Annotated in this window: 20 protein-coding genes, 1 tRNA gene and 3 pseudogenes; 15 read left to right on the top strand and 9 right to left on the bottom strand. The window is 60.5% G+C overall.

Features of this window, described 5'->3' with window-relative positions:
* Window positions 1-339 precede the first annotated feature (339 nt).
* Window positions 340-525: a hypothetical protein gene (locus tag AC0L3A_RS12770; RefSeq protein WP_473254476.1), complete on the top strand. Its 186-nt coding sequence runs from the start codon at window positions 340-342 to the stop codon at window positions 523-525.
* Between the two features lie 612 nt (window positions 526-1,137).
* Window positions 1,138-1,710 (top strand): GNAT family N-acetyltransferase, encoded by a 573-nt coding sequence (locus tag AC0L3A_RS12765; protein WP_473254475.1) that lies wholly within the window; start codon window positions 1,138-1,140, stop codon window positions 1,708-1,710.
* Here the strand turns inward: AC0L3A_RS12765 and AC0L3A_RS12760 are convergent.
* The 4 genes and pseudogenes from AC0L3A_RS12760 to AC0L3A_RS12745 form a co-directional block, all read right to left on the bottom strand.
* A pseudogene (locus AC0L3A_RS12760) lies at window positions 1,655-1,780 on the bottom strand (ATP-binding cassette domain-containing protein); the annotation flags it as partial. The gene AC0L3A_RS12765 and the pseudogene AC0L3A_RS12760 overlap by 56 nt on opposite strands.
* Before the next feature lie 178 nt (window positions 1,781-1,958).
* Window positions 1,959-3,161 (bottom strand): annotated as a pseudogene (locus AC0L3A_RS12755) (diaminopropionate ammonia-lyase).
* A gap of 753 nt (window positions 3,162-3,914) precedes the next feature.
* Window positions 3,915-4,430: a MarR family winged helix-turn-helix transcriptional regulator gene (locus AC0L3A_RS12750; RefSeq protein ID WP_473254474.1), complete on the bottom strand. Its 516-nt coding sequence runs from the start codon at window positions 4,428-4,430 to the stop codon at window positions 3,915-3,917.
* Window positions 4,431-5,110: 680 nt separating this feature from the next.
* Window positions 5,111-6,454, bottom strand: coding sequence for an LLM class flavin-dependent oxidoreductase (locus AC0L3A_RS12745; protein ID WP_473254473.1), 1,344 nt, complete (start codon window positions 6,452-6,454; stop codon window positions 5,111-5,113).
* 566 nt (window positions 6,455-7,020) lie between these two features.
* Between AC0L3A_RS12745 and AC0L3A_RS12740 the strand changes: the two genes are divergently transcribed.
* The 9 genes and pseudogenes from AC0L3A_RS12740 to AC0L3A_RS12700 all read left to right on the top strand — a co-directional run bounded on the left by AC0L3A_RS12740 (window position 7,021) and on the right by AC0L3A_RS12700 (window position 15,875).
* Window positions 7,021-7,950 (top strand): TauD/TfdA dioxygenase family protein, encoded by a 930-nt coding sequence (locus AC0L3A_RS12740; RefSeq protein ID WP_473254472.1) that lies wholly within the window; start codon window positions 7,021-7,023, stop codon window positions 7,948-7,950.
* A 201-nt stretch (window positions 7,951-8,151) separates the two neighbouring features.
* Window positions 8,152-8,904 carry an ABC transporter substrate-binding protein gene (locus tag AC0L3A_RS12735; RefSeq protein WP_473254471.1) on the top strand — a complete coding sequence of 251 codons (753 nt, stop codon included), beginning with the start codon at window positions 8,152-8,154 and terminating at the stop codon, window positions 8,902-8,904.
* Window positions 8,905-9,040: 136 nt separating this feature from the next.
* A pseudogene (locus tag AC0L3A_RS12730) lies at window positions 9,041-9,903 on the top strand (ABC transporter ATP-binding protein).
* Window positions 9,896-10,771: an ABC transporter permease gene (locus AC0L3A_RS12725; RefSeq protein ID WP_473254470.1), complete on the top strand. Its 876-nt coding sequence runs from the start codon at window positions 9,896-9,898 to the stop codon at window positions 10,769-10,771. The pseudogene AC0L3A_RS12730 and the gene AC0L3A_RS12725 overlap by 8 nt, the downstream one beginning before the upstream one ends.
* A 1,353-nt stretch (window positions 10,772-12,124) precedes the next feature.
* The gene (locus AC0L3A_RS12720) at window positions 12,125-12,460 is read left to right on the top strand and encodes a PilZ domain-containing protein (protein WP_473254469.1); all 336 of its coding nucleotides are present in this window, start codon (window positions 12,125-12,127) and stop codon (window positions 12,458-12,460) included.
* Window positions 12,461-12,850: 390 nt separating this feature from the next.
* Window positions 12,851-13,138, top strand: coding sequence for a helix-turn-helix domain-containing protein (locus AC0L3A_RS12715; protein WP_473254468.1), 288 nt, complete (start codon window positions 12,851-12,853; stop codon window positions 13,136-13,138).
* On the top strand, window positions 13,135-14,418 hold the full coding sequence (locus AC0L3A_RS12710; protein WP_473254467.1) for a type II toxin-antitoxin system HipA family toxin: 1,284 nt from the start codon (window positions 13,135-13,137) through the stop codon (window positions 14,416-14,418). The genes AC0L3A_RS12715 and AC0L3A_RS12710 overlap by 4 nt, the downstream gene beginning before the upstream one ends.
* Window positions 14,419-15,225: 807 nt before the next feature.
* The gene (locus tag AC0L3A_RS12705; RefSeq protein WP_473254517.1) at window positions 15,226-15,429 is read left to right on the top strand and encodes a hypothetical protein; all 204 of its coding nucleotides are present in this window, start codon (window positions 15,226-15,228) and stop codon (window positions 15,427-15,429) included.
* Between the two features lie 20 nt (window positions 15,430-15,449).
* A complete protein-coding gene (locus AC0L3A_RS12700; protein WP_473254466.1) occupies window positions 15,450-15,875 on the top strand; it encodes a hypothetical protein in 426 nt (141 codons plus the stop codon).
* 134 nt (window positions 15,876-16,009) lie between these two features.
* Here AC0L3A_RS12700 and AC0L3A_RS12695 read toward each other — a convergent pair whose 3' ends face one another.
* Entirely contained in the window at window positions 16,010-16,267 is a 258-nt protein-coding gene (locus AC0L3A_RS12695) for a hypothetical protein (protein ID WP_473254465.1), read from the bottom strand.
* A gap of 1,090 nt (window positions 16,268-17,357) precedes the next feature.
* Here AC0L3A_RS12695 and AC0L3A_RS12690 point away from each other — a divergent pair.
* Window positions 17,358-17,591 (top strand): hypothetical protein, encoded by a 234-nt coding sequence (locus AC0L3A_RS12690; protein ID WP_007600521.1) that lies wholly within the window; start codon window positions 17,358-17,360, stop codon window positions 17,589-17,591.
* A 554-nt stretch (window positions 17,592-18,145) separates the two neighbouring features.
* On the top strand, window positions 18,146-18,502 hold the full coding sequence (locus AC0L3A_RS12685; RefSeq protein WP_473254463.1) for a hypothetical protein: 357 nt from the start codon (window positions 18,146-18,148) through the stop codon (window positions 18,500-18,502).
* A gap of 101 nt (window positions 18,503-18,603) precedes the next feature.
* Here AC0L3A_RS12685 and AC0L3A_RS12680 read toward each other — a convergent pair.
* From AC0L3A_RS12680 to AC0L3A_RS12670, 3 genes are all read right to left on the bottom strand, one after another.
* Window positions 18,604-18,678, bottom strand: a tRNA-Val gene (locus AC0L3A_RS12680).
* Between the two features lie 157 nt (window positions 18,679-18,835).
* Window positions 18,836-20,134, bottom strand: a complete 1,299-nt coding sequence (locus AC0L3A_RS12675) for a coiled-coil domain-containing protein (protein ID WP_007600524.1) — start codon at window positions 20,132-20,134, stop codon at window positions 18,836-18,838.
* Between the two features lie 119 nt (window positions 20,135-20,253).
* Window positions 20,254-20,859: a DUF1134 domain-containing protein gene (locus AC0L3A_RS12670; protein WP_027565201.1), complete on the bottom strand. Its 606-nt coding sequence runs from the start codon at window positions 20,857-20,859 to the stop codon at window positions 20,254-20,256.
* A gap of 139 nt (window positions 20,860-20,998) precedes the next feature.
* On the opposite strand from AC0L3A_RS12670, the gene AC0L3A_RS12665 reads away from it, so the two are divergent.
* Entirely contained in the window at window positions 20,999-21,484 is a 486-nt protein-coding gene (locus AC0L3A_RS12665) for a YHS domain-containing (seleno)protein (RefSeq protein WP_219685571.1), read from the top strand.
* 14 nt (window positions 21,485-21,498) lie between these two features.
* On the opposite strand, the gene cysQ is transcribed toward AC0L3A_RS12665, so the two are convergent.
* On the bottom strand, window positions 21,499-22,326 hold the full coding sequence (gene cysQ / locus AC0L3A_RS12660; protein ID WP_473254462.1) for a 3'(2'),5'-bisphosphate nucleotidase CysQ: 828 nt from the start codon (window positions 22,324-22,326) through the stop codon (window positions 21,499-21,501).
* 171 nt (window positions 22,327-22,497) lie between these two features.
* Here cysQ and chpT point away from each other — a divergent pair, with 171 nt between their 5' ends.
* Complete coding sequence (gene chpT / locus AC0L3A_RS12655) at window positions 22,498-23,151, top strand: histidine phosphotransferase ChpT (RefSeq protein WP_007600529.1); 654 nt, start codon at window positions 22,498-22,500, stop codon at window positions 23,149-23,151.
* Window positions 23,152-23,464 lie beyond the last annotated feature (313 nt).

Raw genomic sequence — 23,464 nt, 5'->3', positions numbered from 1 at the left:
TCGCGCCTGAGCCGGCAAGCTCCCGTCATAGGAATGTAGGAAAGTGACGTAAGTCACTTCAGACGTCTGCCTCATCCGTGCCGTTTACGCGCCGACAGGAGTGGTAGGCGCGCATAGCCGCTACGAATCGTCCTCGTGCAGCACTTCCTGATTTTGCGATGGCAGAAGCCTACCGCTTATGCCTGAGCGATCTTCCGCGACGTGCTCACGGAGTAGCGCGTGTCGGCAAGCATAGAACAGTCTTTCAACAAACAGATCGTAAAGTGATCCAAGTGAACGATAGAAACGTCTCGCGCGATACGGCCCGACGATGCTCTCAAAGCATTTAACGGCAATGCGATGGCACGCGGTGAACCCGGCTCATCAGGACGGGATGTTGTCTATTCGAAGAACACGAGAGAAGCCGGCCTCAATCGCGAGCTCAACGACCAAGTTGCACGCGTTCGTCGGGCGTCCGTGATGTTCTTCATCGGCGCGGCAACAAATGGCGCGTCCGATGAGAAATTAGAAAAACTGATTATCTAAACGCTACCGAAAACAGTGTGCCATGGACTCGCGTGTTCCACGATTCTCTGAGAGCATAGATGCCAGCAATGACGGCGGTAGGGACGCTCATGATCCCCAACAACAGCTTCGACAAGGCGAGTATTTCAATTATTCCCGCGGACGGATGAGCGTGTTTTCCGCCACGCGCGCAACCACGTCATGGGACCGTCAAATGTGATTGATCGAGACTGGATCCGGCAAATCGCGGGTCGGCCTGCCGTTCGAGCTTTCTACGAGGGGGGAGAGTAGACCATAATCCGTGAGCCTGTTCGCAAGCGGTTAGCCTCGCTCCTGTAACGTCCGCGCATGAACACGATCCGCCCGATTTTGGGCGACACGCAAGTCCAAAGAAGAAGAGACTGCTCCGTGCGATCATCACGATGTTCGGCAAAGTTATCTTTCGAGTTTCCCAGATATTTTAGCTTAGCTAGGAGCGACACAAAGACGCTATCACCGCGGTGTGAACTAAACGTCATCTGACCTTCAACCCTGCGGCATATCTGTTTTGGATCGGGTGCTGCGGCAGGCTCCTGCCCCGATGCCGCCGCTGGACCAGGTCGTACATTGGTAAAACTTGACGGAGGATGTGACATGGTGACCACGCGTGAAGTCTCTAACGGCGACGCTACAACGGTGACTCACATGGTTGCCGCCCTACTTGCCGAACTTGAGGGCGGACAAAAGCAGGGCGGACCAGATACCCAGCTCTTTGTCGACCTCTTGGCCATGAAAGAGCGCGTCCATGGGTTTTTGGCCTTCACGGAGTCACGCCCGGTCGGCCTCATTATGTTGTCGGAAAGCGCCGCCCTTTTTGCGGGCGGAACCTACGGTATTATCACCGAACTCTACGTGGTGCCGGATCAGCGGTCGTCTGGGGTCGCGATGCGTCTCATTGAGGCTGCGGTGGGCCTAGGGACGGTAAAAGGCTGGGGCCAGCTCGAAGTGGGGGCGCCGAGGCAACCAATGTGGAGCCGTAGCCCCAACTCAGCATTATACCTGAAGGCCGGTTTTGCAGAGATCGGCCCACGCCTCAAGTTGCCGTTACACGGCTTACCTGGTCAACGTGCGAAACGTGATGCTGCGGGCAGCTCGCGGTTAGATCCTCGGCAGCAACGCGCACTGAGCCGCTTTCGCTCGGATTCGACTTCTGCGAGATTTGCGTGAGCGTCGATTTGCCGGCGCCCGATTGACCCGCGATGAAGTTTGTAGTGCCGGGTTTGAGTCCGACCGACAAGTCAGAGAGAACCGGCGCATCTCAAACCCCTCATTGTGAGTGAGCCAATCCGCGTGCCCAGCTCGAAGGGACATGAACCCCTGCGCGGCGATGAGCCTTCTGTAAGGGCGGAACGCTGGCCAGTGTCCCAAAGCGTACGGATGGGACGGGCTTACGAAAGGCTCACGAGCTCGCCCCATCAGTTGACCGGTTTAATATTCTTCGAGGTCACTTGCGCTGGCGTCGCACCGATGAGCTGTTCGTACAGGAGAGGATCTGTCGCGCCCTCGGTGTTGATCAGAAAGACCCGTGCATTGGGTCCAAGACCGACCTTGCCACGCAAGGTCAGGTCAGAAGCAGCCTTCAGTAATGCTGCGAGGCCAACACCACCATTTTCGCCTGCAACGACAACGGGATCGCCATCCTCGGATTTGCCAGTCGTTTCATCACGCTGATTGCGTCCTCGTCGTCGACAGTCATAAAAGCATCCGCCGTGCGCGAAAGGATGCGCCAAGCCACGAGCGAAGGCTCGTAGCATTCGAGCATCGCCATCACGATCGGTTGCCCACGATCTACCTTGACAGAATGCCCGGCCCGCGCGCTTTCGAAGAGGCATGCTGCCCGCGAGGGATCAACAACTGTGAAGAACGGGCGGTCGTCGTCGAACAGAATTGATAGATGTCCAGCAACGGCTGCGGCGATCCCACCGACGCCTGCCTGGATGAAGACGTGTGTCGGCGGCTCCGGCAACTGGCGTAGTGCTTCGCTCACAAGGGCGGTATATCCCTGCATTACAAAGCGCGGGATCCGCTCATAGCCAGGCCAGGACGTGTCAGACACTGTAATCCAGCCTTCTTGAGCCGCAACTCGGGCTGCTTGGACGACAGAATCGTCATAGTTGCCGTCGACGCGGATCATCTGCGCGCCAAAGCGGGCGATGGCAGCGATGCGCTCGTTGCTCACGCCTGAATGAACGAAGATGGCGCATTTTGCACCAACGAGCTGGGCGCCTTGGGCAACGGATCTGCCATGGTTGCCATCCGTGGCACAAGAGACCGTCATACCTTTTGCCACGGAATTCACCTCAGGTGCGTGCACGTCGGACACGTCAACATCGCGACCGAGCTGCCGAGTTGCTTCCTCAAGCACCAGACGGATCACGGCATAGGAACCTCCCAATGCTTTGACCAAGGCCGAGACGTTGGCCTTCGTCCTTTAGATGGATCGAACCGACTCCAATCTCGCGGGCAAGGCCTGGCAAAGAAACAAGAGGGGTTTCCTTGTGGCCATCGCGATGCTTGAGAAACCGCTCCACCTCGCGAGCGGCTTCGACACTCACCGTATCGGCGTCCGAGGTATCGAGGGGAGCGCGGTGGTCGATGTGTTGGTTGAGGAGAAACATGGTCTGGCTTTCTTGCCTCGTCGATTGCGCTATGTATGGAATACTTCATTCACGACGATATAAGTGGCGCATTCCGGAATCATTTTGTGCAAGAGTCGCTTATACCCGAGGGCAGCCCTTTGATCAGCCTGGATCGCTCGAGCCGAAACTCGCAAACGATAGGGCGCGCTCAGCAGCAATAGAACAAGCGCCCTATTGGCTTCATGGCTGGTAGCGGATCGGCTGCTTCTTAAACCCGTCATAACCAGCGCGCCTTCTATCGTGCAGACCGACCACAAGCATCTTCGGCTGCGCTGCTTTAACAATAGTGAGCGTTGGAATTCAATCAGACATTGATCAGGATAGCGCGCCGCTTCAAGCCGCGTGCTTGTTTTTTGGTCCTCAAGACTCGATAGCGACTTTCAAGCGAGCTTTCTTTAGGCGATGCCCGAGCGCATCAGCCTAGCAGCGGACTAGGTCAATTCGCTAGTGCCGAAATCACCAAAAACAAATTGGTCGAGTGCTTCTTCTTGTGCGTCGACGCATCGCCAGATGCTTGGAAGCCTTCAGGGGCCCTGCACAGTTGAGGATGAGGCAGTGGCCGAGTTGATCACGAAGACACTGGCCCGCAAACCGAAGGCCGCAACACACTGGAGTTGCGTGCCATCGCCAAAGCGACCAGGATTGCCAAGAGCACCCATCACGTGAACGGGTCGCAAAAGATGCGTGCAGATCTTTGTCGTCGCGAAATGCCCTTGAATTTGTTAGTTCATCTCAGGATTTTAGTTCAGCGTGTAGGCGAGCTTTTTCCAGCCTATGCCTCACACCGCTGAGGCAGCTAGCCAATTTGGCGAATTCCTTAATGCCGAGATAATCAAAAGCAAACTGATCAATCTCTTCCTGCTGTGCCGCGATGCTCCCAAGACGTTTGCGAGCGTTTTCTGTTAGCGACAGGTGTACGACTCGGGCGTCCTTCGTGCAGGGCTCGCGCCGCACAAACCGTTTATTCTCGAGCTCCTTCGAATGCTTCGTGATGAAGGCCGAACCCACCTCCATTAACTTTGCAACCACGTTGACCGGTACTCCGTCATTCCGTTCCAATTCGGTCAGCGCCATCAGGATCATCATTTGCGGTCCAGTAATACCGAGCGCATTCGCCTGGAAATAGCGAAGTGCGTCCAGACAGACATTGATAGATCTGATTTCCCAGGTGAATCGCCTAAGTACATCCTGGCCCGCGGCAGAGCCCTTTCCAAGCCGTGTTGTTAGACTAGGCAAATTTGGCACCATCGGATCTTATGAGTTCCATCGTTAGACCGTTCCGCGCAGCGGAGTTCAACAGAGAGGATTGATGTTTGGCTGACCGACTCGACAGGCCAAGCGCTGCAGGTCAGCTGGATGAGCTGCAATCCCGAGCCCGCTCCCGATGCGACTTCCTCGCTGAAGCTCCAAAGCATACGTCGCAACTTCACACACTCGCGGTGGTGAAATCCGTCAAAAACTCGCTTGTAAACGCAGAATTTGAGCGTCGCGGCAGGTCAGACGTAAATTGACTTCTCGAAACCAGGCGAACCGCGATCTTTCACGGCCAAGCGGGAGTCGGCGCTGGATCGTTCAGAGGGAATGCTTCCGACGTCTCGGTCGAGATGCTCTCGCTGCGCTTTCGATGACGAGCGTAGGCCGGGCGACGATTCCTTCGACTTTAAGGATGCCGTAGAGATTTGATCACCCGCCGGCTAAACCCGGCGCTCGCCATAAGATGTCTGCAAGGCACGGCCGCGGAAGGACAGATCTATTCGCCGAATCCGTGAGGACCTGGTTCACCGGAGTGAACCTCGCTCCGAACCTAGGTTGCTATGAGGGGCATAAATAAATGCCCCCTCGCTTACGCCTTAGCCGTCCAGCGACCCAATGAAAGCAACCCGTTAGGCGTCTGTCGCGCCATCTTCAAATCAGTGTTGTCAGGCGAATTATGCGATCTCCTCAATGGCGTTGGAGAAGACGCTGGCCGGCCGGCTCAGGCCGTAATGATCGCGCAGCGTTGTGCCGGTGTAATCGTGACGGAATAGGCCGCGCTTGCGCAGAATGGGCACGACCTGCTCGGCGAAGATGTCGAACCCGCCGGGCAGCCAGGGCGGCATGACGTTGAAACCATCGGCTGCCCCGTTCTCGAACCAGGTCTGGATGTTGTCGGCGATCTTTTCCGGCGGTCCGGCAATCACCCAATGGCCGCGGGCGCCGGCCAGGCGCTGCACGAGCTGGCGAATCGTCGGCTTCTCGCGATCAACAATGTCGATCACCAGCTTGAATCGGCTGGCCGCCCCGCGGGCGCCCTCGGTATCGATCAGATGACGAGGAAAGGGGCCATCGAGGTCAAACCCGGAGAGGTCGAGACCGATCATCTGGCGCAGCTGGGTCAGGGAATACTCGGGCTGGATCAGCTCGTTGAACTCGTCCTGCAGCCGATCGGCCTCGATCTGCGTGCTGGCGATGAAAGGACTGATGCCGGGCAGAATCTTGATCTGATCGGGACTGCGGTCGAAAGCGCGCGCCTGACGCTTGATGTCGGTATAGAATTCCTGGGCGCTCGCCAGTGTCTGATGCGCGGTGAAAATCGCTTCCGCAAAACGCGCCGCAAAGGTACGTCCGTCGTCGGAAGAACCGGCCTGGACATAGACCGGTCGTCCCTGCGGCGTCCTTGAGATGTTGAGGGGGCCACGCACGCGGAAATGCTTTCCGATGTGATTGATCGCGTGGATCTTGCCGGTGTCGGCGAAAACACCCGATCTGGGGTCGTTGACGAGCGCGTCGTCCTCCCAACTGTCCCAAAGGCGCGTGATGACGTCGAGATACTCCCGCGCCCGCTCGTAGCGTTCGTGATGCGGAGGATGCTCGGGCAAGCCAAAGTTCTGCGCGGCCTGCGGCGTGCTCGTTGTCACGATGTTCCAGCCGGCCCGGCCGCTACTGATGTGATCCAGCGAGGCGAACAGCCGCGCCAAATTGTAAGGCTCCGTGTAGGTGGTCGATGCGGTCGCGATCAGGCCGATCCGGCTGGTGGCGGATGCGATCGCGGTGAGCAGGGTGATCGGCTCGAGCCGAAACCGCTGCGCATAGCGGACATTGTCCGCCAGCGCCGGACCATCGGCGAAGAAAACCGCGTCGAACTTATGTGCTTCAGCGCGCTGCGCCAGCTCCTGATAGTAGGTGACGTCCAGGATGCGATTGGCTGCCGAACTCCTGTGGCGCCAGGCCGCCTCGTGATGGCCATCTGGATAGATGAAGAAGTTGAGGGAAAGCTGCCGTCGTTTGCTCATTTGTGAGATCCGCGTGCATTGGGAGCTGTAGCAAGCGAGACTCTACGTCTGCAGTCACGCTGGTGTCGATGAAATGCATTTGCGTTGTTGAATTGGATGCAAGCATGAAGCTTGCGAGCGGAGCGCCAATCAAAGACGAGGGCAGTCGTCACGACGAGAAATGGCGGCGGCTGTAACGATTTTATCGGGTCTCTGGACGAGAAGTGCGTTGCGTCGCGTCAAATTGCGCTCCTCTTGCAGAGGGGCGGGCAGCCATCATTGTGAATCTTTCAGTGTCAGCATCACTGGCGAAGCGTTCGTTGCCTGTCGCCGAAAACAAAGCTGGTTTTGTTTCATTGACTGACGATCGATCGCTCGTACCATTCAGGACCTCAACGCGAGGTCGTTTCATCATGCTCCAATTCGATCGCAGTGACCGATGTCCCGGCTCGGGCCGTCTGCCGGAGCACGTTGCGGCCGAGTAGGGCCCCTAGCCAGAAATGATTTCATCTATTTCTGCCGTCGTTTCCGCGACCGACGCATGGCGGAGCTTTGTCCATTGGGATCGCAGTGACGAGAGCACGACCATGAGCAACACGACAACAATTGATAACGTCATTCCGCGCGCCGACATCGTCAAGCGTGCGGCCAGACTTGGCGGCGAGATCAGGAACATCAAACTGTCGGGCGAGCTTTCGGACGAGACGATCCGTGCCATCAACCAAGTGCTGCTCGAACACAAGCTCATCTTCTTCCGGGACCAGGGACATCTCGACGATGCCGAACAGGAGCGCTTTGCCATCAGACTCGGCAAGCTGGTGCCCCATCCGACGGTCGGCGCGATCAAGGGCACGTCGTCGATCCTGGAGCTGGACTCGGGCCGAGGCGGTGGCCGCGCCGACCAATGGCATACGGATGTCACCTTCGTCGACGCCTATCCGAAAATCTCGGTGCTGCGCGGCGTGGTGATTCCACCCTACGGCGACGACACCGTCTGGTCGAACACGGCAGCCGCCTATCTCGACCTGCCGGCGCCCCTACGCAAGCTCGCCGACGAACTGTGGGCCGTTCACAGCAACGCCTATGATTATGCCGTGAAGACGCGGGCAACCGAGGCGGACAAGAAGCACTTCGACGAGGTGTTCACCGGAACGATCTTTGAGACCGAGCATCCGGTGGTGCGCGTCCATCCCGAGACAGGCGAGCGCACGCTCGTGCTCGGCAATTTCGTGCAGCGCTTCGTTGGTCTGCCGAAATTCGACGGCCAGAAGCTGTTCGACCTGTTCCAGTCGCATATCACGGCGCCGGAAAACACCGTTCGTTGGAGCTGGGAGGCCGGCGACGTTGCGATCTGGGACAATCGCGCCACGCAACATTACGCGGTCAACGACTATGGCGACCAGCACCGCGTTGTGCGCCGGGCCACCATCGATGGCGATGTACCGCTCAGCGTCGACGGTCGCCGCAGTGTGACGCGCGTCAAAACATCCAAGCCCCAGACCGCCAAAGCCGCTTGATCCGGATTAGCTCACGAGAGTCACAATGATGAACGCTATACTTCGATTGCTTCCCGCAAGGCGCGCCGGATTGGGACGGGCCACCCGCAACACGTTGCGGGTTTTGTTGGCGGGCGCCGTGGCGCTCGGCCTCACGGCCCCGGCATTCGCCGAGCCGCGCTCGAGAAGACCGAGATCCGATACCAGGGATCGGCTGGGCAGGTGACGTTTATCGAGCTGGCCGAGGACCTCGGCTATCTCGCGCCGCTCAAGCTCAAATGGGTCGGTAACACCATCAGCGGGCCGCAGGACATCCAGGCCGTCGTCACCGGTGATATCGACATCGGCGGCGCGTTCTATGGGGCGATCCTCAAGTTGATCGCGGCGAAGGCGCCGGTCAAGGCGGTGGTCGGCTACTACGGCTCCGACGCCAACACCTATTACGGCTACTTCGTGAAGGACGACAGCCCGATCAAGACCGCGCACGACCTGATCGGCAGGAAGGTCGCGGTCAACACGCTGGGCGCACATTTGGAGTTCGTGCTGCGCGAGTACCTGGCTAGGTCCGGCCTCAGCGCTGGTGAAGCCAGGCAGGTCACGCTGGTGGCGATCCCTCCGGTCAGCGGCGAGCAAGCGTTGCGCCAGGGTCAGGTCGAGGTCAGCGCGCTGGGCGGTGTCCTGCGCGACAAGGCGCTGGAACGGGGTGGCATCCGCTCGCTCTTTGTCGACACCGATCTGTTCGGCCAGTTCACCGGCGGTGCCTATGTACTGCGGGACAAATTCATCAAGGATAATCCCAATGCCTCGCTTAAGTTGGTGGAGGGGATTTCGCGGGCCATCGAATGGGCCCAGACCACACCGCCGGAAGAGGTGCGGGCCCGGTTCGACAAGATCATCGTCGAGCGCAAGCGCAACGAGGATGCCTCCTCGATCAAATACTGGAAGAGCGCGGTGTTGTATCCAAGGGCGGCTTGATCTCGGACAGCGAAATCCAGGTATGAATCGACTGGCTGGTGAAGGACGGCCTGTTCAAGCCGGGTCAGGTCAAGGCTTCCAACACCTACACCAATGCGTTCAACTATTTTCGTCCCGGAAAAACGGCGGAGGCCCGATGACCTCCGTCAAGATCCGTTTCGAGCATGTCCGCAAGGAGTTCGTCCTGCGCGGGGAGGGAGGCGCACCAGGCCGCCACTTCATCGCTCTGGAGGACATCACGCTCGATGTTCGCTCCGGCGAATTCTTGGCCTGGTTGGCCCAAGCGGCTGCGGGAAATCCACATTGCTCGATCTGCTGGGCGGGCTCGCGCTGCCGACCAACGGCCGGATTCTGCTCGATGGCCGGCCGATTGCCGGACCCGGTCGCGACCGCGGCATCGTGTTCCAGCAGTATGCGCTGTTTCCCTGGCGCACCGCCGCGCAGAACGTTGAGTTCGGTCTCGATATCGCCGGGTTCAAGGCCAAGCAGCGGCTCGACATCGCGCGGCATTTCCTCGACCTGGTCGGGCTGTCCGGCTTTGCCGACCGCTACCCGCATGAGCTCTCCGGCGGCATGAAGCAGCGCGTCGCGATCGCGCGAAGCCTCGCTTACGATCCGGAAGTGCTGCTGATGGACGAGCCGTTCGCCGCGCTTGACGCTCAGACGCGCGAGACGCTGCAGGGCGAGCTGCTGCGGATCTGGCGCGCCACCGGCAAGACAATCGTCTTCATCACCCACGGCATCGACGAGGCCATCGTGCTCGGGCAGCGCGTGGCGGTGATGACGTCGCGTCCGGGCCGGATCAAGCGGATCATCGACATTCCGGACGTGCTGCGCAGCGAGGCCGACGACGTGCGCTCGCTGCCTGAATTCGGCCGCGTGCGCCACGAGGTCTGGAGTCTGTTACGCGAGGAAGTGCTGAAAGCGCAGCAAGGGCAATTGACCGCCGGCGCTTTCGCACGAGCCGATCGCAAAGTGGAAGGGGGCGCCCATGTCTAGTCTCGAGATGTTGACGCTGCTGGAGCTTGCACACGGGCGCCGAGAGCCGCTCACCAGCGTGGAAGGCCCGGCATCGCCGGCGGTCGGCCGAATCCGCGCCGCGGCCCGCGGGCTGGCTGCCTTCGGGCACCGCTCATTGCTGCTGATTGCCCTGTTGGCGGCATGGGAGGTGGCGCCGCGGCTCGGGCTGATCGATCCCGTGTTCCTGCCACCCTTCTCGGAGGTGATCGCGGCCGGCTGGCAGCTTGCGCAGCCCGGCGAGCTCTATGCTGACGTCTCCGCCAGCCTGCTGCGTGCCCTGAGCGGATTTCTGATTTCGGTCGCCTTCATCGTCCCGCTTGGCATGGCCGTCGGTTGGTATGCGCGTCTCGGCAATCTCGTGAACCAGTTCATCGAGATCTGCCGCAACACCGCGCCGCTTGCGCTGCTGCCGGTCTTCATCCTGTTGCTCGGAATCGGCGAGCTGTCGAAGATCACGATGGTGATCTATAGCTGCGCCTGGCCACTCCTGCTCAATACCGTTGCCGCGGTGAAACAGGTCGATCCGTTGCTGATCAAGTCGGCGCGGACCATGGGTGCAACCCCGCGGCAGCTGTTTCGCAAGGTGATCGTTCCGGCGGCGCTTCCCACTATCTTTGTCGGTATTCGTCTGGCCAGCGCGTCGGCCATGCTGGTGCTGGTGGCCTCCGAAATGGTCGGCGCCAAGGCCGGCCTCGGCTATCTCATCATCAATAGCCAGTACAGCTTCCTGATCCCGCAAATGTATTTCGGCATCCTCAGCATGACCGTCATCGGGCTGGTGTTCAATGCCATTCTGGAGGCACTGGAGCGGCGCTTCATGCGGTGGAAAGCGCCAGTGACGGCATGAGATCTGGAATCAGGCGCCGCTCGCAGGTTCCGCGCTGGCCGCCTACGTAACCATGCTGTTCGGCGGATCGTTAAGAGATTGCCGCCGATCATCGACTTGTCGTTTTCGACGCAAACAGCAGCACCAGCATCAACATCCCCGCGATCGGCATGCCGATATCGATGTCGATGTCGACTACGTTCGCTCGCTGCTCGCGATCGGTGGCAGCCGCGTAGTCGCTGCTGCTGCTGGCATGACCTCACGTTAGAGGTGCTCTTTCGAGGCTCCGGCACAAGATGATTTCTCCTCCGCGGGCTTTTCCAATTCCGCGGGCGCTTCTGGGTCCTCTTGCTCACCCCCATTCACCCGGCACTCCGGTGGACACGGCTGCGCAATCACGACGGCTAAGGCGCCGGACTAGCCAGGGCTGAAGATCAAGCAGAGCAGGATCGCCGCCACGACCAATGTCCAACCGATTGACGTGGCGAGAGCCCATACTTGGGTTGGCATCGGACGAACTCTCCCGACGAGGCTAAGACACCGCTGGCGGGGGACAGCGGCCTCTTAAAGTTACCTCAAAGCCTGTTCGAGATAAAAGCCCTTACTTGGGGACCGCCAGAATCAAAAGCCGGACTCGCCACTTGTGAAGTCAAAAACGATTTCAGACCTATGATCTTTCGCCCGTGCCCAGACTACTGTAGAGGCGTCCATTGCGCACAGAGGGCGATCGAAAGTGAGTAGTAGCCATCGGCGCTCAAATTGGGCGGCATCAGCCTAGTTGTTTACGAAGCCAAATGGGCTTCGCGTCGCGATTGTGCCGCGTCCAAGACGTCTCCGAGTTCGACAGTCCTGCTCTGCATCTGAACGCAGGTGCTCTACTCTACTGCCGATTAGAGATCGCGTCCCCTTACGCGCCACAGGGTTGAACGGTGCGGGAATGCGGCGCACTGCTCGCTGATCGTGCTGGAAACCAGCGGCCCATTGGGAGACCAGCAGGAATTATGCGCCGTATTTGAATAATCTTTCATGATGAGCCGGCGATGTCTACTCCTCGCCAAAATTGAGTTCGTTCATGGGCATTGTTGATCTTGTCAGCAGCAGCTTCTGTGCGGTCGGCAGCTGGAGTTGCGCAACTTTGCTTCCGCTCCTCTTCACGTAAAGTGAATTGGTCGATCGTGTTGCCATTTATGTAGACCTCAATCGCTGTTGTCCCGGAGCTTCTCCAACGACGTCGCTCAAGCCCGCACGAACCATCTTCGGAAAGTGGTGGCGAGAGCCGCGTCCGCTTTCAGTATCTTTGCTATCGTATCAAGCCGACAGATAGCTTGCCTCTTGGTAGTTGTCATTTTCATTTGATTGCGGATGCGAGGCCAGATGAGGAGCAATTTGACTCCGCTTCGCCCGGTCTGGACTGAAAGCCATTGGATGTGGGATAAGCGAAAATCAAAGCGCGTTCACTTCGAGCGCGAGTACCGGGCAACCCTTTTAGGTCTAGACGGCACGTGGCGGCGCGATTGCATTCTCATCGACGTTTCCGACACCGGAGCACGCCTTCGAATTGATGGATCGACAGACGTGCTCAAAGCTCGCCAGTTCTTCCTGCTGCTTTCAACCGTCGGATTAGCTTACCGGCGATGCAAGTTGATTCGACTGGACGGCTCGGAAATCGGAGTCCAATTTGTAACCAGCCGGAATATCCGCTCGGGCTAATTGCCAGAGAAACCAAATCCGGCTCGAATTGATTCAATGAGGAGGGTCGTCCCCCAACTCACTCCTGAATCGACGCTAACTGGCAGCAGCGATGCCCCTCATCTGCGTTCTCATTGTAGGGGCGGTCCATCCCGGGTATCGAACCCTTATGCGATTGCCTGAACGGCGCCCGAGAACATGCCGTGCGGCGGTCTCAGGACGTAGTGCTCCCCGTAGCGCTGCAGCGGTATAGTCGTTCCCGAACACGCCATATCGCCGCAACTGGGGACAGTTGGGCACTAAGTCAGCATTCGATGACATTCAACTTTGTCATCGATCGCTGACATTCACAAATTGTCAACGAACGCCGACTTATGCTAAAGTAAGCGAACGTAGACATTTGGATATCCCATGCTCATACGCACACCGGCCGAACTCGGCGCCATCCTTCGCGACCGGCGCAAGAAGCTCAAACTCGATCAATCGACTTTTGCCAAACGCATTGGCGTCAGCCGCCAATGGGTGATCGAAGTTGAGCACGGTCACGCGCGCGCTGAACTCGGTCTGATCCTTCGCGCCCTTGACGCCCTGGACATCCGCCTGGATGCGGGCACCGAACAAGCGCCGGCCCGCCGGGCCACCAGGCCAGCCGTCGATATCAACGCCATCGTGGCCAACGCCAGGAAGAAAAAGGCATGACGAGCGAACTTGTTGCTCTGCTGGACGGCCGGGAAATCGGCCGCGTGCGCAATGACGCCCGCGGCCGGCTCACCCTTGTCTATGACAAGGACTGGCGCCAGGCCGAGGGAGCCTATCCGCTATCGCTGTCCATGCCGCTCGCGGCCGAAGAGCACGGACCTTCCGCCGTGCAGGCTTTCCTCTGGGGACTCCTGCCCGACAACGAACACGTGCTCGAACGGTGGGCCCGACGATTTCAGGTGTCGGCGCGCAACGTGTTTGCCCTTGTTTCCCATGTCGGCGAGGACTGCGCCGGCGCCCTCCAGTTCGTCACGCCCGATCGGCTGGACGCCTTGCGAAGCGGCGCCGAAGACAAGGTCGAATGGCTTGACGAAACGGCGATCGCCAAACGCCTGCAGACCTTGCGCGAGGATCACGCCGCCTGGCGGTTGCCGCGCGATGCCGGACAATTCAGCCTTGCGGGCGCCCAACCCAAAACCGCCTTGCTTTTGCAAAAGGGCAAATGGGGAATTCCCTCTGGGCGCATTCCGACGACGCATATCCTCAAACCGCCGACCGGCCATTTCGATGGACACGCGGAAAATGAACATATCTGCCTCATACTGGCCCGCAATCTCGGTCTGCCCGTCGCCGACACCCAGGTGATGCGCTTCGGAAAAGAAATCGCCATCGTCATCGAGCGCTACGACCGGCAGTTCAGTGGGAACGAGATTGTCCGTGTCCACCAGGAGGATATCTGCCAGGCGCTCGGGATCCTGCCGACCAGAAAGTATCAAAACGATGGCGGACCAAGCCCTGCCGACGTGATCGAGCTTTTGCGCACCTACTCCACGGATCGCGTCGTCGACGTTGACACGTTTGTCGAGGCGCTAGGCTTCAATTGGCTGATTGCGGGTACGGATGCTCATGCCAAAAACTATTCGCTGCTGCTGGCCGGCGGCCCTCACGTACGACTCGCCCCCCTCTACGACATCGCCAGCATTCTTCCCTACGATGACATCGATCTGCAGAAGATCAAGCTCGCGATGAAAATCGGCGGTGATTACAAGCTCAGCCAGATTGGTTTGCGCGATTGGCAGAAATTCGCACGCGAAACGCGCCTCGATCCTGACAAGGTGATCGCCGGACTGATTTCCATGGCCGAGCAGCTTCCGGACATTGTAGCCGCCGTACGGGAGCAAGGGCGGAAAGACGGATTGGACAATGCCATCATCGGGCGCCTCGCCGAGCACTTGATTGCCAGAGCCAAGCAATGCCGTCGACAGCTCGGTGGGATATAGTTCCGACTACGGCCGCCAGCAGAATGATGATGTTCGGCAGCAAGGCGTCGATCATCATAGTCGACATGTCGTTGTCGAGGCCAACGGCAGCACCACCGCGATCGGCATGCCGATGTCGATGTCGACTACGATCGGTGGTTGCTCGCGATCGGTGGCAACCGCGTAGCCGCTGCGGGTGGCATGACCCTACGGCATGTCCTTTCAGGGCTCCGGCAGAGTACGATTACTCTCCGCGGGCTTTTCCAATTCGGCGGTCCGCTTGTAGGTCCTCTTTTGGCACGACTCCTATCCGCCCGGCAGTCCCGTGGACACGGCTGCGCAATCACGGCGTCTCGCCGCATTTAAGGGGCGCTGGATTAGCCAGGGCTGAAGATCAAACAGAGCAGGATCGCGGCCACGACGGCTGTCCTGTCGGTTGGTACGCGACGTCTTGAAACACGGTCCGGATCGGGGCCTAGCGCCTTGGCGCGGTTCGCGTCGTGCTGGATGGTCCGTTCTGGTTTCCTGTCTTGCCGCGGTATCGGAAGTAAAAGACGCCACGTTGGCATCTTTTCCCGCGGCGCCCGGTCGCGCCGTGCTTCGTCTCCGGATGCACGGCTCCATATGCCGCTTCCACTTCGCGATCAGGTCAGTGCGCTGCGCTGCGGTCAGATCGCGGCGGATCAGGCTTCGTCGATGCCGGTCAGGGACGCCTAATGGGAAACACAGCAAATTTCCCCGGACTAGGAACACCAGCCGGCGCCGCGAGGTTCTTCGGCCGTAGGGTTAGCACTTACGGAGTTCTCTTCGAGGGCTACTCAGATCGTGATGGACCACACAGGCGACAGCAGACACTTTTTTGACCAAACCGCCCTCGAGGGGCTGGCCAAGGCTGAGCGTCGCTTTGAGAAGTTGACAGACCAAGGATTTACCGCTGCTACTCGGACGCCAGTCGGCGATCTCAAGGCCGTACGGACATTTGATCCGACTGCGGACGAGACGCTGTTCTATCCGCGCCTCGTCGGCGGCTAGCCACCCTCGCGGCACGGCAAATGTTTTTGTTCAGGCGCAACGGCGTCGGCAGTAGTGCACGTTTGCGCGCCCTGCGTTCGCTGTATTGGAGCTTCTTCGAGCAAAAAGGGCCGGAAGCGCGTGCGCGGCGTCTTTTGCGCGATTGGCTATCTCCGGATCAGCGTGCGCAGTTTGATGCCGAGGGTTATTTCGATGTCACGGGCTCTCACACCGGCCGACGATATCGAATTCATCAGGGCACCATGAGCAATGTTTTGGAACTTGATGAAGAAAGACAGCCTAAGATCGGGTGGTGTTTCGTTCCCGAACGGGCCTTGGCGGCTGGCGATGTGATGCTCGCGCAGAAGATCGCGCTCGAAACCGAGGAAGCCGCAGTGCTCGCGCTTGCCCACCGGTTTTCTCCGAGAGTGCCATCCCTGCCCCGAGTAGTGCGGCGTGCTTACTAGACCGCCCGCGGGCGGGGCCGCCGCTTGTGACAGCGGCGGCCCCTTGCCGCGAAGGCAGCGTTTACGCGATACATCGGCACCTCCGCGACTACAGGTAGGCTCGACCCAGAAATGGCCTCCTGCAATGTAATCTACTAGTTAGCCTTACCGGGCGGCGCGGTGCGGTCGTCTCTCGTGATGGTCTCCACATCCGTCATGGTTCGGGTGAACGCTTCGCGCAGTTGCTCCGCGTGAGTAGGGCTCTCTGGTTCAGTGAGATATGCAATCTTGATCAGCAATCTGTTCAGCAGATACGTAACGCGCAAATTTTCTGAGTGCCGGCTTCGCACAGCGATGATCTGCCGACGCATCTCGGCGAGATCGAGCGCTTCTTGTTTTGACGGCCTCTTCAAAATCGCACTCGCGGGCGTGCTGGGGCAAACGAAACCGCCGCGCCGAATATGATGGCGCGACGGCTTCGCCTGGGGTGTTCCCGGACAGGGCAATGTCCGGTGCGCAAAGCTAACCCTCCGACGCGTCGCCGCAATCAAAGCGTCAAATTAAGCTTGATATCCGCGCTGGAAGTTAATTCGGGAAGCGAGAAGCCGCATCGGAAGGTTCTGAGCCGGTGAATGTCCAAGAAGGAACGTCTACGCCTGCGTTGGAATTCCTGACTGAACAACAGCTGCGAAACTGCGATTCGCTGCTATATCTTCACGCTCTACGACTGCGGTAGGACACTGAACGCGCAAGAGATCGACTGCAATAACGCCGAAGAGGCTCTACAGCTGGGCTCTCCCGCGGTGGCGAACGACCCTGTCGAGGTTTGGTGTGGTCCACGGCGTCTCGCCCGCTTTGAACCGAGCGGAGGCAGGAGCGGCCGCTTTCGCGCCTGCGCGAGCGCTTGATCGTAGCCGAACGCCGTCTTCACGAAGGCGAGCAACACATCAGTGAGCAAGAGAGGGTCATCGCCCAGCTCAAGCGCGAGGGACGTGATCTTGCTCTCGCGTTTTCCATTCTCGACACCCTGATTGAGACCCAAAAGGCTCATTTGCACGAACGGGACTTGCTCGTCGCAGAAGTGGCAAAGCGGTCTGGATAGACGGGCTCGCGCACTCAACGCCGGTCGGGGCTGTGCCCCAGGCGACGACGGTGGACCGTCCTACTGTTCAGGATTGCCGATGTCGAACGCGCCTAGACGGTAATCTTCGCCCACCGATTGCTCAGTGGTCGGCCGCGTGATCAAGGTGAACGTCGCATCGGGGTAGCGCGTCCATCCCTCGTGCAAAGGGATGCGGAGCTCCTCGCCGGGGGCATTCGGGAAAGGGGCCTGCCGTGATGAAGTATGCCGGCGTCGCTATCACTGCCCCGTTCGCGGTCGGCGGTCGACAGCGCGGCCGGACCCAGGCTGATCGAGCAGAAAGACGGCTCATCCCAAGGGTCAAACGCTGCCAATCGCCGTGGTTGCAATGGTAAGCTCCTCGCCGACTGACTGGGGGCAGGATGGTTAAGGCATTTCGTAATTTGATCATGGCACTTACTTTTGTAGGAGTTGCCGGCTGCAACATGTTTTGGAATTTCATCAATGACTATATGGCCTGTGGCCTTGCGCTGGCGGCTTCAGTTGCAGCCGGCTTTTGCGTTGAGCGCATCTTCATCGAGCGGTCCCGTCGGGAGATGATCCGCCTCCATGGCGCGGACTGGCATTCGGCGGAGAACCGACAACTCGACTCATGAGCGTCACCCGTCGCGCGCTCGTCGTTTCATCATCCGATTGTTCGCATTCGACCCGAGGAGCCTAGCCCGATGATCAAACCAGTCCATCCATTCCGGTTCGCTCGCATCGAGCGCCTGCGAGAGCTGCTTGAACGGGACTACGAAATGGCAGTTGATCCGAATGCGGGCGTGAGCACCACGAAGCTGGTTAGACCCGATCCGCCAATGCTCGATGCAGGTTTGGTACTCGGTCGTGATCCAGGAGGGTGCGAGCCGGGTCCTTCGTTGTGAGCCATACGAGCGCTACGGCACCGCAACCGGTCAATACGCCCGAGTAGCATCACGATCTGGAAGGGCGATGACCATAAGCCGACCCCGAGGTAGCGGGATGCGAAAGCGAACTCCCCGGCTCCATTAGTCCTTACCGCTTTACAATGTTGCCACAGGGGTCTCGTCGTAGTCGTCACTTCACTAGCGCTAGCGATCCGAGCTAAGTCGGGCGCGAGTCTCAACGGCAACAGCTGGCGGAGAAGCAGTGCATGAGCTGGCAACCTGATGATTGAAGGCGGCCCTATGTGGTGTCCCTCACCGGACGGCAGGTCGTCACTGGAAACCAGCACTATCTGCTCTGGCGACGTGGTCTCGATCACCGTTTCGAGCTCGCCATTGCCGAGCTGACGCGGCGGCAACTCATGGCGCCAGTGGAAAACACAGCCAAGACCGGCAAGCGCGCAGCATCAAAGGAACCGCGGAAGCACGATACCTTCCTCGCGTGGTACCTCGGCGAAGGTTGCCTCGATCCCAACGTACTCGCCTTACCGAGCGCCCAACGAAACTCGGGCCCAAAGGTCGCGCGACGACACGGATCTCATGGTGAAAGATCAACCAGCTTTCTTGATTTGCTGTCGGGATCGGAGCGGCGGGCGAAGTAGAGGAATGATCTTTTTTGCAGCGTGCCCGGGTTGTGCCCCAGGCTTTTCGGGGCACAATGTGGGGGAAGCAAGTCGCTAAGCTACTGTAAATTCTGGACTAATGGTGGGCGCACAAGGGATCGAACCTTGGACCTCTCCCGTGTGAAGGGAACGCTCTCCCGCTGAGCTATGCACCCGAAACCATCATGCAGGCGACCCGAGTTTCGGCCGCCGACGCTTTGGAGCCCGCGATTTAGAAGTGCGGGCCGAAGGTGTCAAGTTTCGAGGCGCTGCCGGACCGGAAAACCTTCTCCCCGGACCCGCAATTCAGCGGTCAGACTGTATTGGGGCGGCTTACGCGCCCTGCTGGCGGGCGCGGGAGGCGTGGGCCTGGAGCGCGCGGATACGTTCGGCCAGTGTTCCGCCGCCTTCGGGCAGGGTGCCGGCGGCCGTGCCGTTGGTCGGGGCGTCATTGGCCGGGCGCGGCGCCGGCCTCGGCGGCTGGCCGGCCTCCGCCGCAAGCAGGGCCTCGATCGGCGAGTTCGGTCCTTCGAGCTGCATCGCGAGCTTGGCGACCTCGGCGGCGATGTCGTTGATGCGTTCGCGCAGCAGCGCGTTCTCCATCCGCTCGGTCGCCCAGGAGCTCTCGGCCTGTTGCTGGATCGCGTTGATGTCGCGCTGGAGCTTGGCGCGCTCGTCGCGGGCGGTGCGGAGCTGCTCCTCGAGCGCGGTCTTTTCGGCGCGGATCGATTCCATCGCGGCCGACGATTTACCGCCGCTCAAGGCCGCGATCTCGACGCGCAGCTCCTTGATGGTGCGCTCGTTGCCCTCGTTGGCCTGGCGGAGCTGGTTGTTCTCATAGTCGCGCTCGGCGAGCAGCTTGCCCTGCGTGGCAAGGCGTCCCTCGAGATCGCCGACGCGGCCCGACAGCATCTCGGCCTCCTTCACCTGCACGATGAGCTGACGATCGAGATCGGTGACGCGCTGGCTCAGATTCTCGACCCGGCCGCGGGCGTCGCCGAGCTCGCGCGAGGCGGTCTCGGATTCGGTGCGCTCCTGCGCCAGCCGCGCCTGCGTCGCGGCAAATTCCTTTTCGGCGTCGCCGACGCGGTTCTTCAGCTCCTCGATCTGCGCACGGACCACAACCAGCTCGACCTGACGGCTCTCCGCCATCATCGAGCGGTCGGACAGTTCGGAATTGATCTTTGCGAGCTCGCCCTGCTTGTCGGTCAGCGCGAGCTCGGCGGCACGCAGGGCTGCGGTCTTGGTGTTGAATTCCTCTTCGGTGGCGCGGAGCTGCTCCTTCACCGCCTTCTCGCGCGCCTCCAGCGCGAAGATCGTGGCGTTCTTCTCGCCGAGCTCGATCTTCATGCGGTTGATGGCGTCGCTCTTCTTGCCGAGCTCGGCGAGCTGGCTCGTGGTCTTGTTCTTGAGCTGGTCGACGCTCATCTCCAGCCGTCGCGCCGACATGGCGAATTCGGCGCGGAGCTGGTCCTTGTCGGCCTGGATCTCGGCCATCGACAACGGCGTGGCGGCCTCGAGCCGGCGCGTGGTCAGGCGCACGGCGCGGTTATGCACCAGCGGCACGATCGCAAGCCCGCACAGCATCGAGAGCAGGAAACCGATCGCCAGGTACATGATCGGTTCGACCATGGGCCAGAACTCCCAAAGCTAAGGAAAAATTTACCAAGGACATTGCATGCGGGGCCGGCAAAAAGCCAGCCCCGACATGTCGTTAACCTTGATCCGTCGCCGGAGGGGAAAGCAGAACGTTAGAACGGGTTCCAGGTCGCGCGCGGGGTGAATTTCAAATAGCCGATATTGGCTCCCAGCCGCAGGCCGAGGCCCGAGCGGATCGGCACCAGCACGATGTTGTTGGCGGTGAGCGCCGTCATGCCGAAGCCGCCGATGATATAGGCCGAGCCGTCGAGGCCGGCGAAGCGCTGATAGATCGCGTTGGTGGCGGGCAAATTATAGACCAGCGTCATGGTGCGCGCGCCGTCGCCACCCCAGTCGAAGCCGAGCGAGGGACCCTGCCAGTAGACCCTGAGGTCGCCGGCGTTCTTGGTGTAGAGCGTGCCTTCGCCGTAGCGCAGGCCGGCGACGAAAGCGCCGGATCCTTCCTCACCGAGGATATAGCCGTTGGGCAGGCCCCATTGGCTGACCGCCTTCTCGATGATCGAGGCGAGGCCGCGCGAGACGTTGCCGAAGAAGCGGTGGCCGGCGTTCACAAGTTCGTCCGGCCCATAGGTGCTGGGCGTCTGGGTCCGCTGCGGCGGCGGCAAATCGGGCGGCGGCGGCTGCTGGGCGGAAGCCGGAATGATCCACCCGACCATCGCGGCAAGCGCGACTGCGGCAAGGCGTGATGCGAAAGTCATAAAAGAACCCCTGGTATCGAATCCGGTCGCTTCCTTAACCTGACGCCAACAGGCACGGCTCTAGGTTGCGCCGGATGTCCCCTCGACTCGGATGTTATCCGCAGCAACTATGACGGCAGAACGGCAGGAAGCCAGCCCTTTGCGCCCCGGAATTGCCTTGATCGGCCTTCTGGTCTGCATGCTGTCGGGCATTTGGATCCTCTGCGCGGGGTTGCCGGCGCAGGCGGCCACCACCGAGCGGATCGTCGTCAACCGCTTCAGCGGCGTGGCGATCGAGGGCTTCGACCCCGTGGCCTATTTCGTCGATGGCGCGGCCGTGCAGGGGACGGCCGAGTTCGAGGCGAACCTGTGGGGCGCAGTTTGGCGCTTTCGGAACGAGGGCAACCGGGCCTCTTTCCTGGCCCATCCCGAGGTCTACGGGCCGCAGTTCGGCGGCTACGATCCGGTCGATATCGCCCGGGGCGTCACCATCGCCGGTAACCCCCGTTTCTTCGCGATCGCGGCGCAGCGGCTCTATCTGTTCAGCCGGGAAGCCAATCGCGACGCCTTCGCCGCCAATCCCGAGCGCTTCCTCTACGAGGTGGGCAAGCGCTGGCCGGCCCTCGAGGACAAGCTCAGCCAGTAGGCCCCTTCACGACGTCAGAGTCTTGCCGCCTGCGGGTCACCCCAGGCGATGAACTCCGGGATGATGAAGCCGGCATCGTGCCGCTCGCCGAAGCGGAGCGCGCCGCCCTTGCCGTCGGTCACGCTGCCGCCGGCCGCGGTCACGACAGCGTAGCCGGCCCCGACGTCCCATTCACAAGTGGGCCCAAAGCGGGGATAGATGTCGGCACTGCCTTCCGCGATCCGTCCGAATTTCACGGCCGAGCCGACCGTCTTTCTGATGGCATTGGGCCGGTGATCGATGAACGCCTCGGTTCTGGGATCCCCATGCGAGCGGCTCACCGCGGCGATCCAGGGCTCGCCCAGGGGCGGCAGCTTGCGGGTATGGATCGCCTCGGCAGCGCCGATGGTCGCGCCGTCAAACCCGACCCGTTCGGCGCCGCGGCCGACGATGCCGCGCCAGAGCAGCCCGAGTGCAGGGGCGCTGACGATGCCCAGCACCGGCACGCCCGATGTCACGAGGGCAAGGTTGACGGTGAACTCGTCGCGCCCGGCGACGAACTCCTTGGTGCCGTCGAGTGGGTCGATCAGGAAGAAGCTCTCGCGGAACGGCGGCGAGGCGAGCTGGGTCCGCTCTTCCGAGAGCGTCGGGATGTCGCCCGCAAGCTGCGCCAGCCCGTCCGCGATGATGCGGTCGGCGGCAAGGTCGGCCTCGGTGACCGGCGAGCCGTCCTGTTTGCCGTCGACCCGCATCGCGGTGCGGTTGACCGCGAGGATGGCTTCACCCGCCTTCACCACCAGCGCGGTGAGCGGCTCCATCAGGTGGGAGGCGGCCGTGCTGTCGATGATCCGCTTCACCTGCATGCCTCATTCATCGGTAATTCCATCCCTACGCGAGTGATTCGCCGCGGCATTAGGGCCGCTTCGAACCGATCGCAAGCTAGCTGCCACGGGCTTGCGAATGTTAGAACCTGCGGCATTCGTCAAGCATGCTTGATTCGCCGCGTCCGCGCCGTGCAATTCCAGGAACCCTTTATGTCTGACGCTTCGTCACCCGCTACCGTCACCGCTCCAGATGCGCTCGAACTCGCTGCGCTGCTGTGCTCGCGGGTCTGCCACGATCTCATCAGCCCTGTCGGCGCCATCGTCAATGGGCTCGAAGTGCTCGACGACGATCCCAAGCCCGACGACCGCGAGTTCGCACTCGACTTGATACGCAAGAGCGCGAAAACCGCCTCCGCCCGCCTCCAGTTCTGCCGCCTCGCCTTTGGTGCGGCCGGCTCGTCCGGCGCGCAGATCGATCTCGGCGATGCCCAGACCATGGCGCGCGGCCACATCGAGGACGGCAAGTGCTCGATCACCTGGAATCTGCCGAGGATCTTGCTGCCGAAGAATCGCGTCAAGCTGCTGCTCAACATGCTGGTCGTTTCGCAGCACACGATCCCGCGCGGCGGCACGCTGACGATCGATCCGATCGGCGAGGGCGAGACGATGAGCTTCCGCATCACCGCGACCGGACACAATGCGCGCCTGCCGCAGAACATCTCCGAACTCCTGAGCGGCGAGCGCGGCCCGGCCGCGGATGCGCACGCGATCCAGCCTTATTATACGCGGCTGTTGGCAGAGGCTTGCGGGCTGACCGTGAGGCTCGCGCACGAAGGCGAGGCCATCACCATCATCGCGTCGTAGACACGAAGCCGCTCTCAAACGTTAATCAAATCTTTACAAGGCGCTTCGGCTTGTCCGGAGCGCCTTATCTCTTTGTTGATTCCGTTCTTTTCCACATACTCAACCAATATTAAACGCTTTGCGGTGAAGCTGGCCCCATTCCGAATTGGCGCATCACGTCTTGTGTGCGCGCCCTCCCTGTATGAAGGCCTGTTTTCATGGATGATCTGTTGCGGGAGTTTTTGACGGAAACCAGTGAGAGCCTGGACACCGTGGACAATCAGCTGGTGAAGTTCGAGCAGGAGCCGAACAACGCCAAGATCCTGGATAACAT

The organism is Bradyrhizobium sp. MI1.3 (assembly GCF_055811695.1).
The sequence above is the reverse complement of the archived record's forward strand: the minus strand, read 5'-3'. Positions and strand labels throughout refer to the sequence as shown.

Coding starts and splice junctions, on each gene's coding strand:
- AC0L3A_RS12770 (WP_473254476.1), top strand. CDS start 340: ATGGCACGCGGTGAACCCGGCTCATCAGGACGGGATGTTGTCTATTCG.
- AC0L3A_RS12765 (WP_473254475.1), top strand. CDS start 1,138: ATGGTGACCACGCGTGAAGTCTCTAACGGCGACGCTACAACGGTGACT.
- AC0L3A_RS12750 (WP_473254474.1), bottom strand. CDS start 4,430: ATGGTGCCAAATTTGCCTAGTCTAACAACACGGCTTGGAAAGGGCTCT.
- AC0L3A_RS12745 (WP_473254473.1), bottom strand. CDS start 6,454: ATGAGCAAACGACGGCAGCTTTCCCTCAACTTCTTCATCTATCCAGAT.
- AC0L3A_RS12740 (WP_473254472.1), top strand. CDS start 7,021: ATGAGCAACACGACAACAATTGATAACGTCATTCCGCGCGCCGACATC.
- AC0L3A_RS12725 (WP_473254470.1), top strand. CDS start 9,896: ATGTCTAGTCTCGAGATGTTGACGCTGCTGGAGCTTGCACACGGGCGC.
- AC0L3A_RS12720 (WP_473254469.1), top strand. CDS start 12,125: ATGAGGAGCAATTTGACTCCGCTTCGCCCGGTCTGGACTGAAAGCCAT.
- AC0L3A_RS12715 (WP_473254468.1), top strand. CDS start 12,851: ATGCTCATACGCACACCGGCCGAACTCGGCGCCATCCTTCGCGACCGG.
- AC0L3A_RS12710 (WP_473254467.1), top strand. CDS start 13,135: ATGACGAGCGAACTTGTTGCTCTGCTGGACGGCCGGGAAATCGGCCGC.
- AC0L3A_RS12705 (WP_473254517.1), top strand. CDS start 15,226: ATGGACCACACAGGCGACAGCAGACACTTTTTTGACCAAACCGCCCTC.
- AC0L3A_RS12700 (WP_473254466.1), top strand. CDS start 15,450: ATGTTTTTGTTCAGGCGCAACGGCGTCGGCAGTAGTGCACGTTTGCGC.
- AC0L3A_RS12690 (WP_007600521.1), top strand. CDS start 17,358: ATGGTTAAGGCATTTCGTAATTTGATCATGGCACTTACTTTTGTAGGA.
- AC0L3A_RS12675 (WP_007600524.1), bottom strand. CDS start 20,134: ATGGTCGAACCGATCATGTACCTGGCGATCGGTTTCCTGCTCTCGATG.
- AC0L3A_RS12670 (WP_027565201.1), bottom strand. CDS start 20,859: ATGACTTTCGCATCACGCCTTGCCGCAGTCGCGCTTGCCGCGATGGTC.
- cysQ (WP_473254462.1), bottom strand. CDS start 22,326: ATGCAGGTGAAGCGGATCATCGACAGCACGGCCGCCTCCCACCTGATG.
- chpT (WP_007600529.1), top strand. CDS start 22,498: ATGTCTGACGCTTCGTCACCCGCTACCGTCACCGCTCCAGATGCGCTC.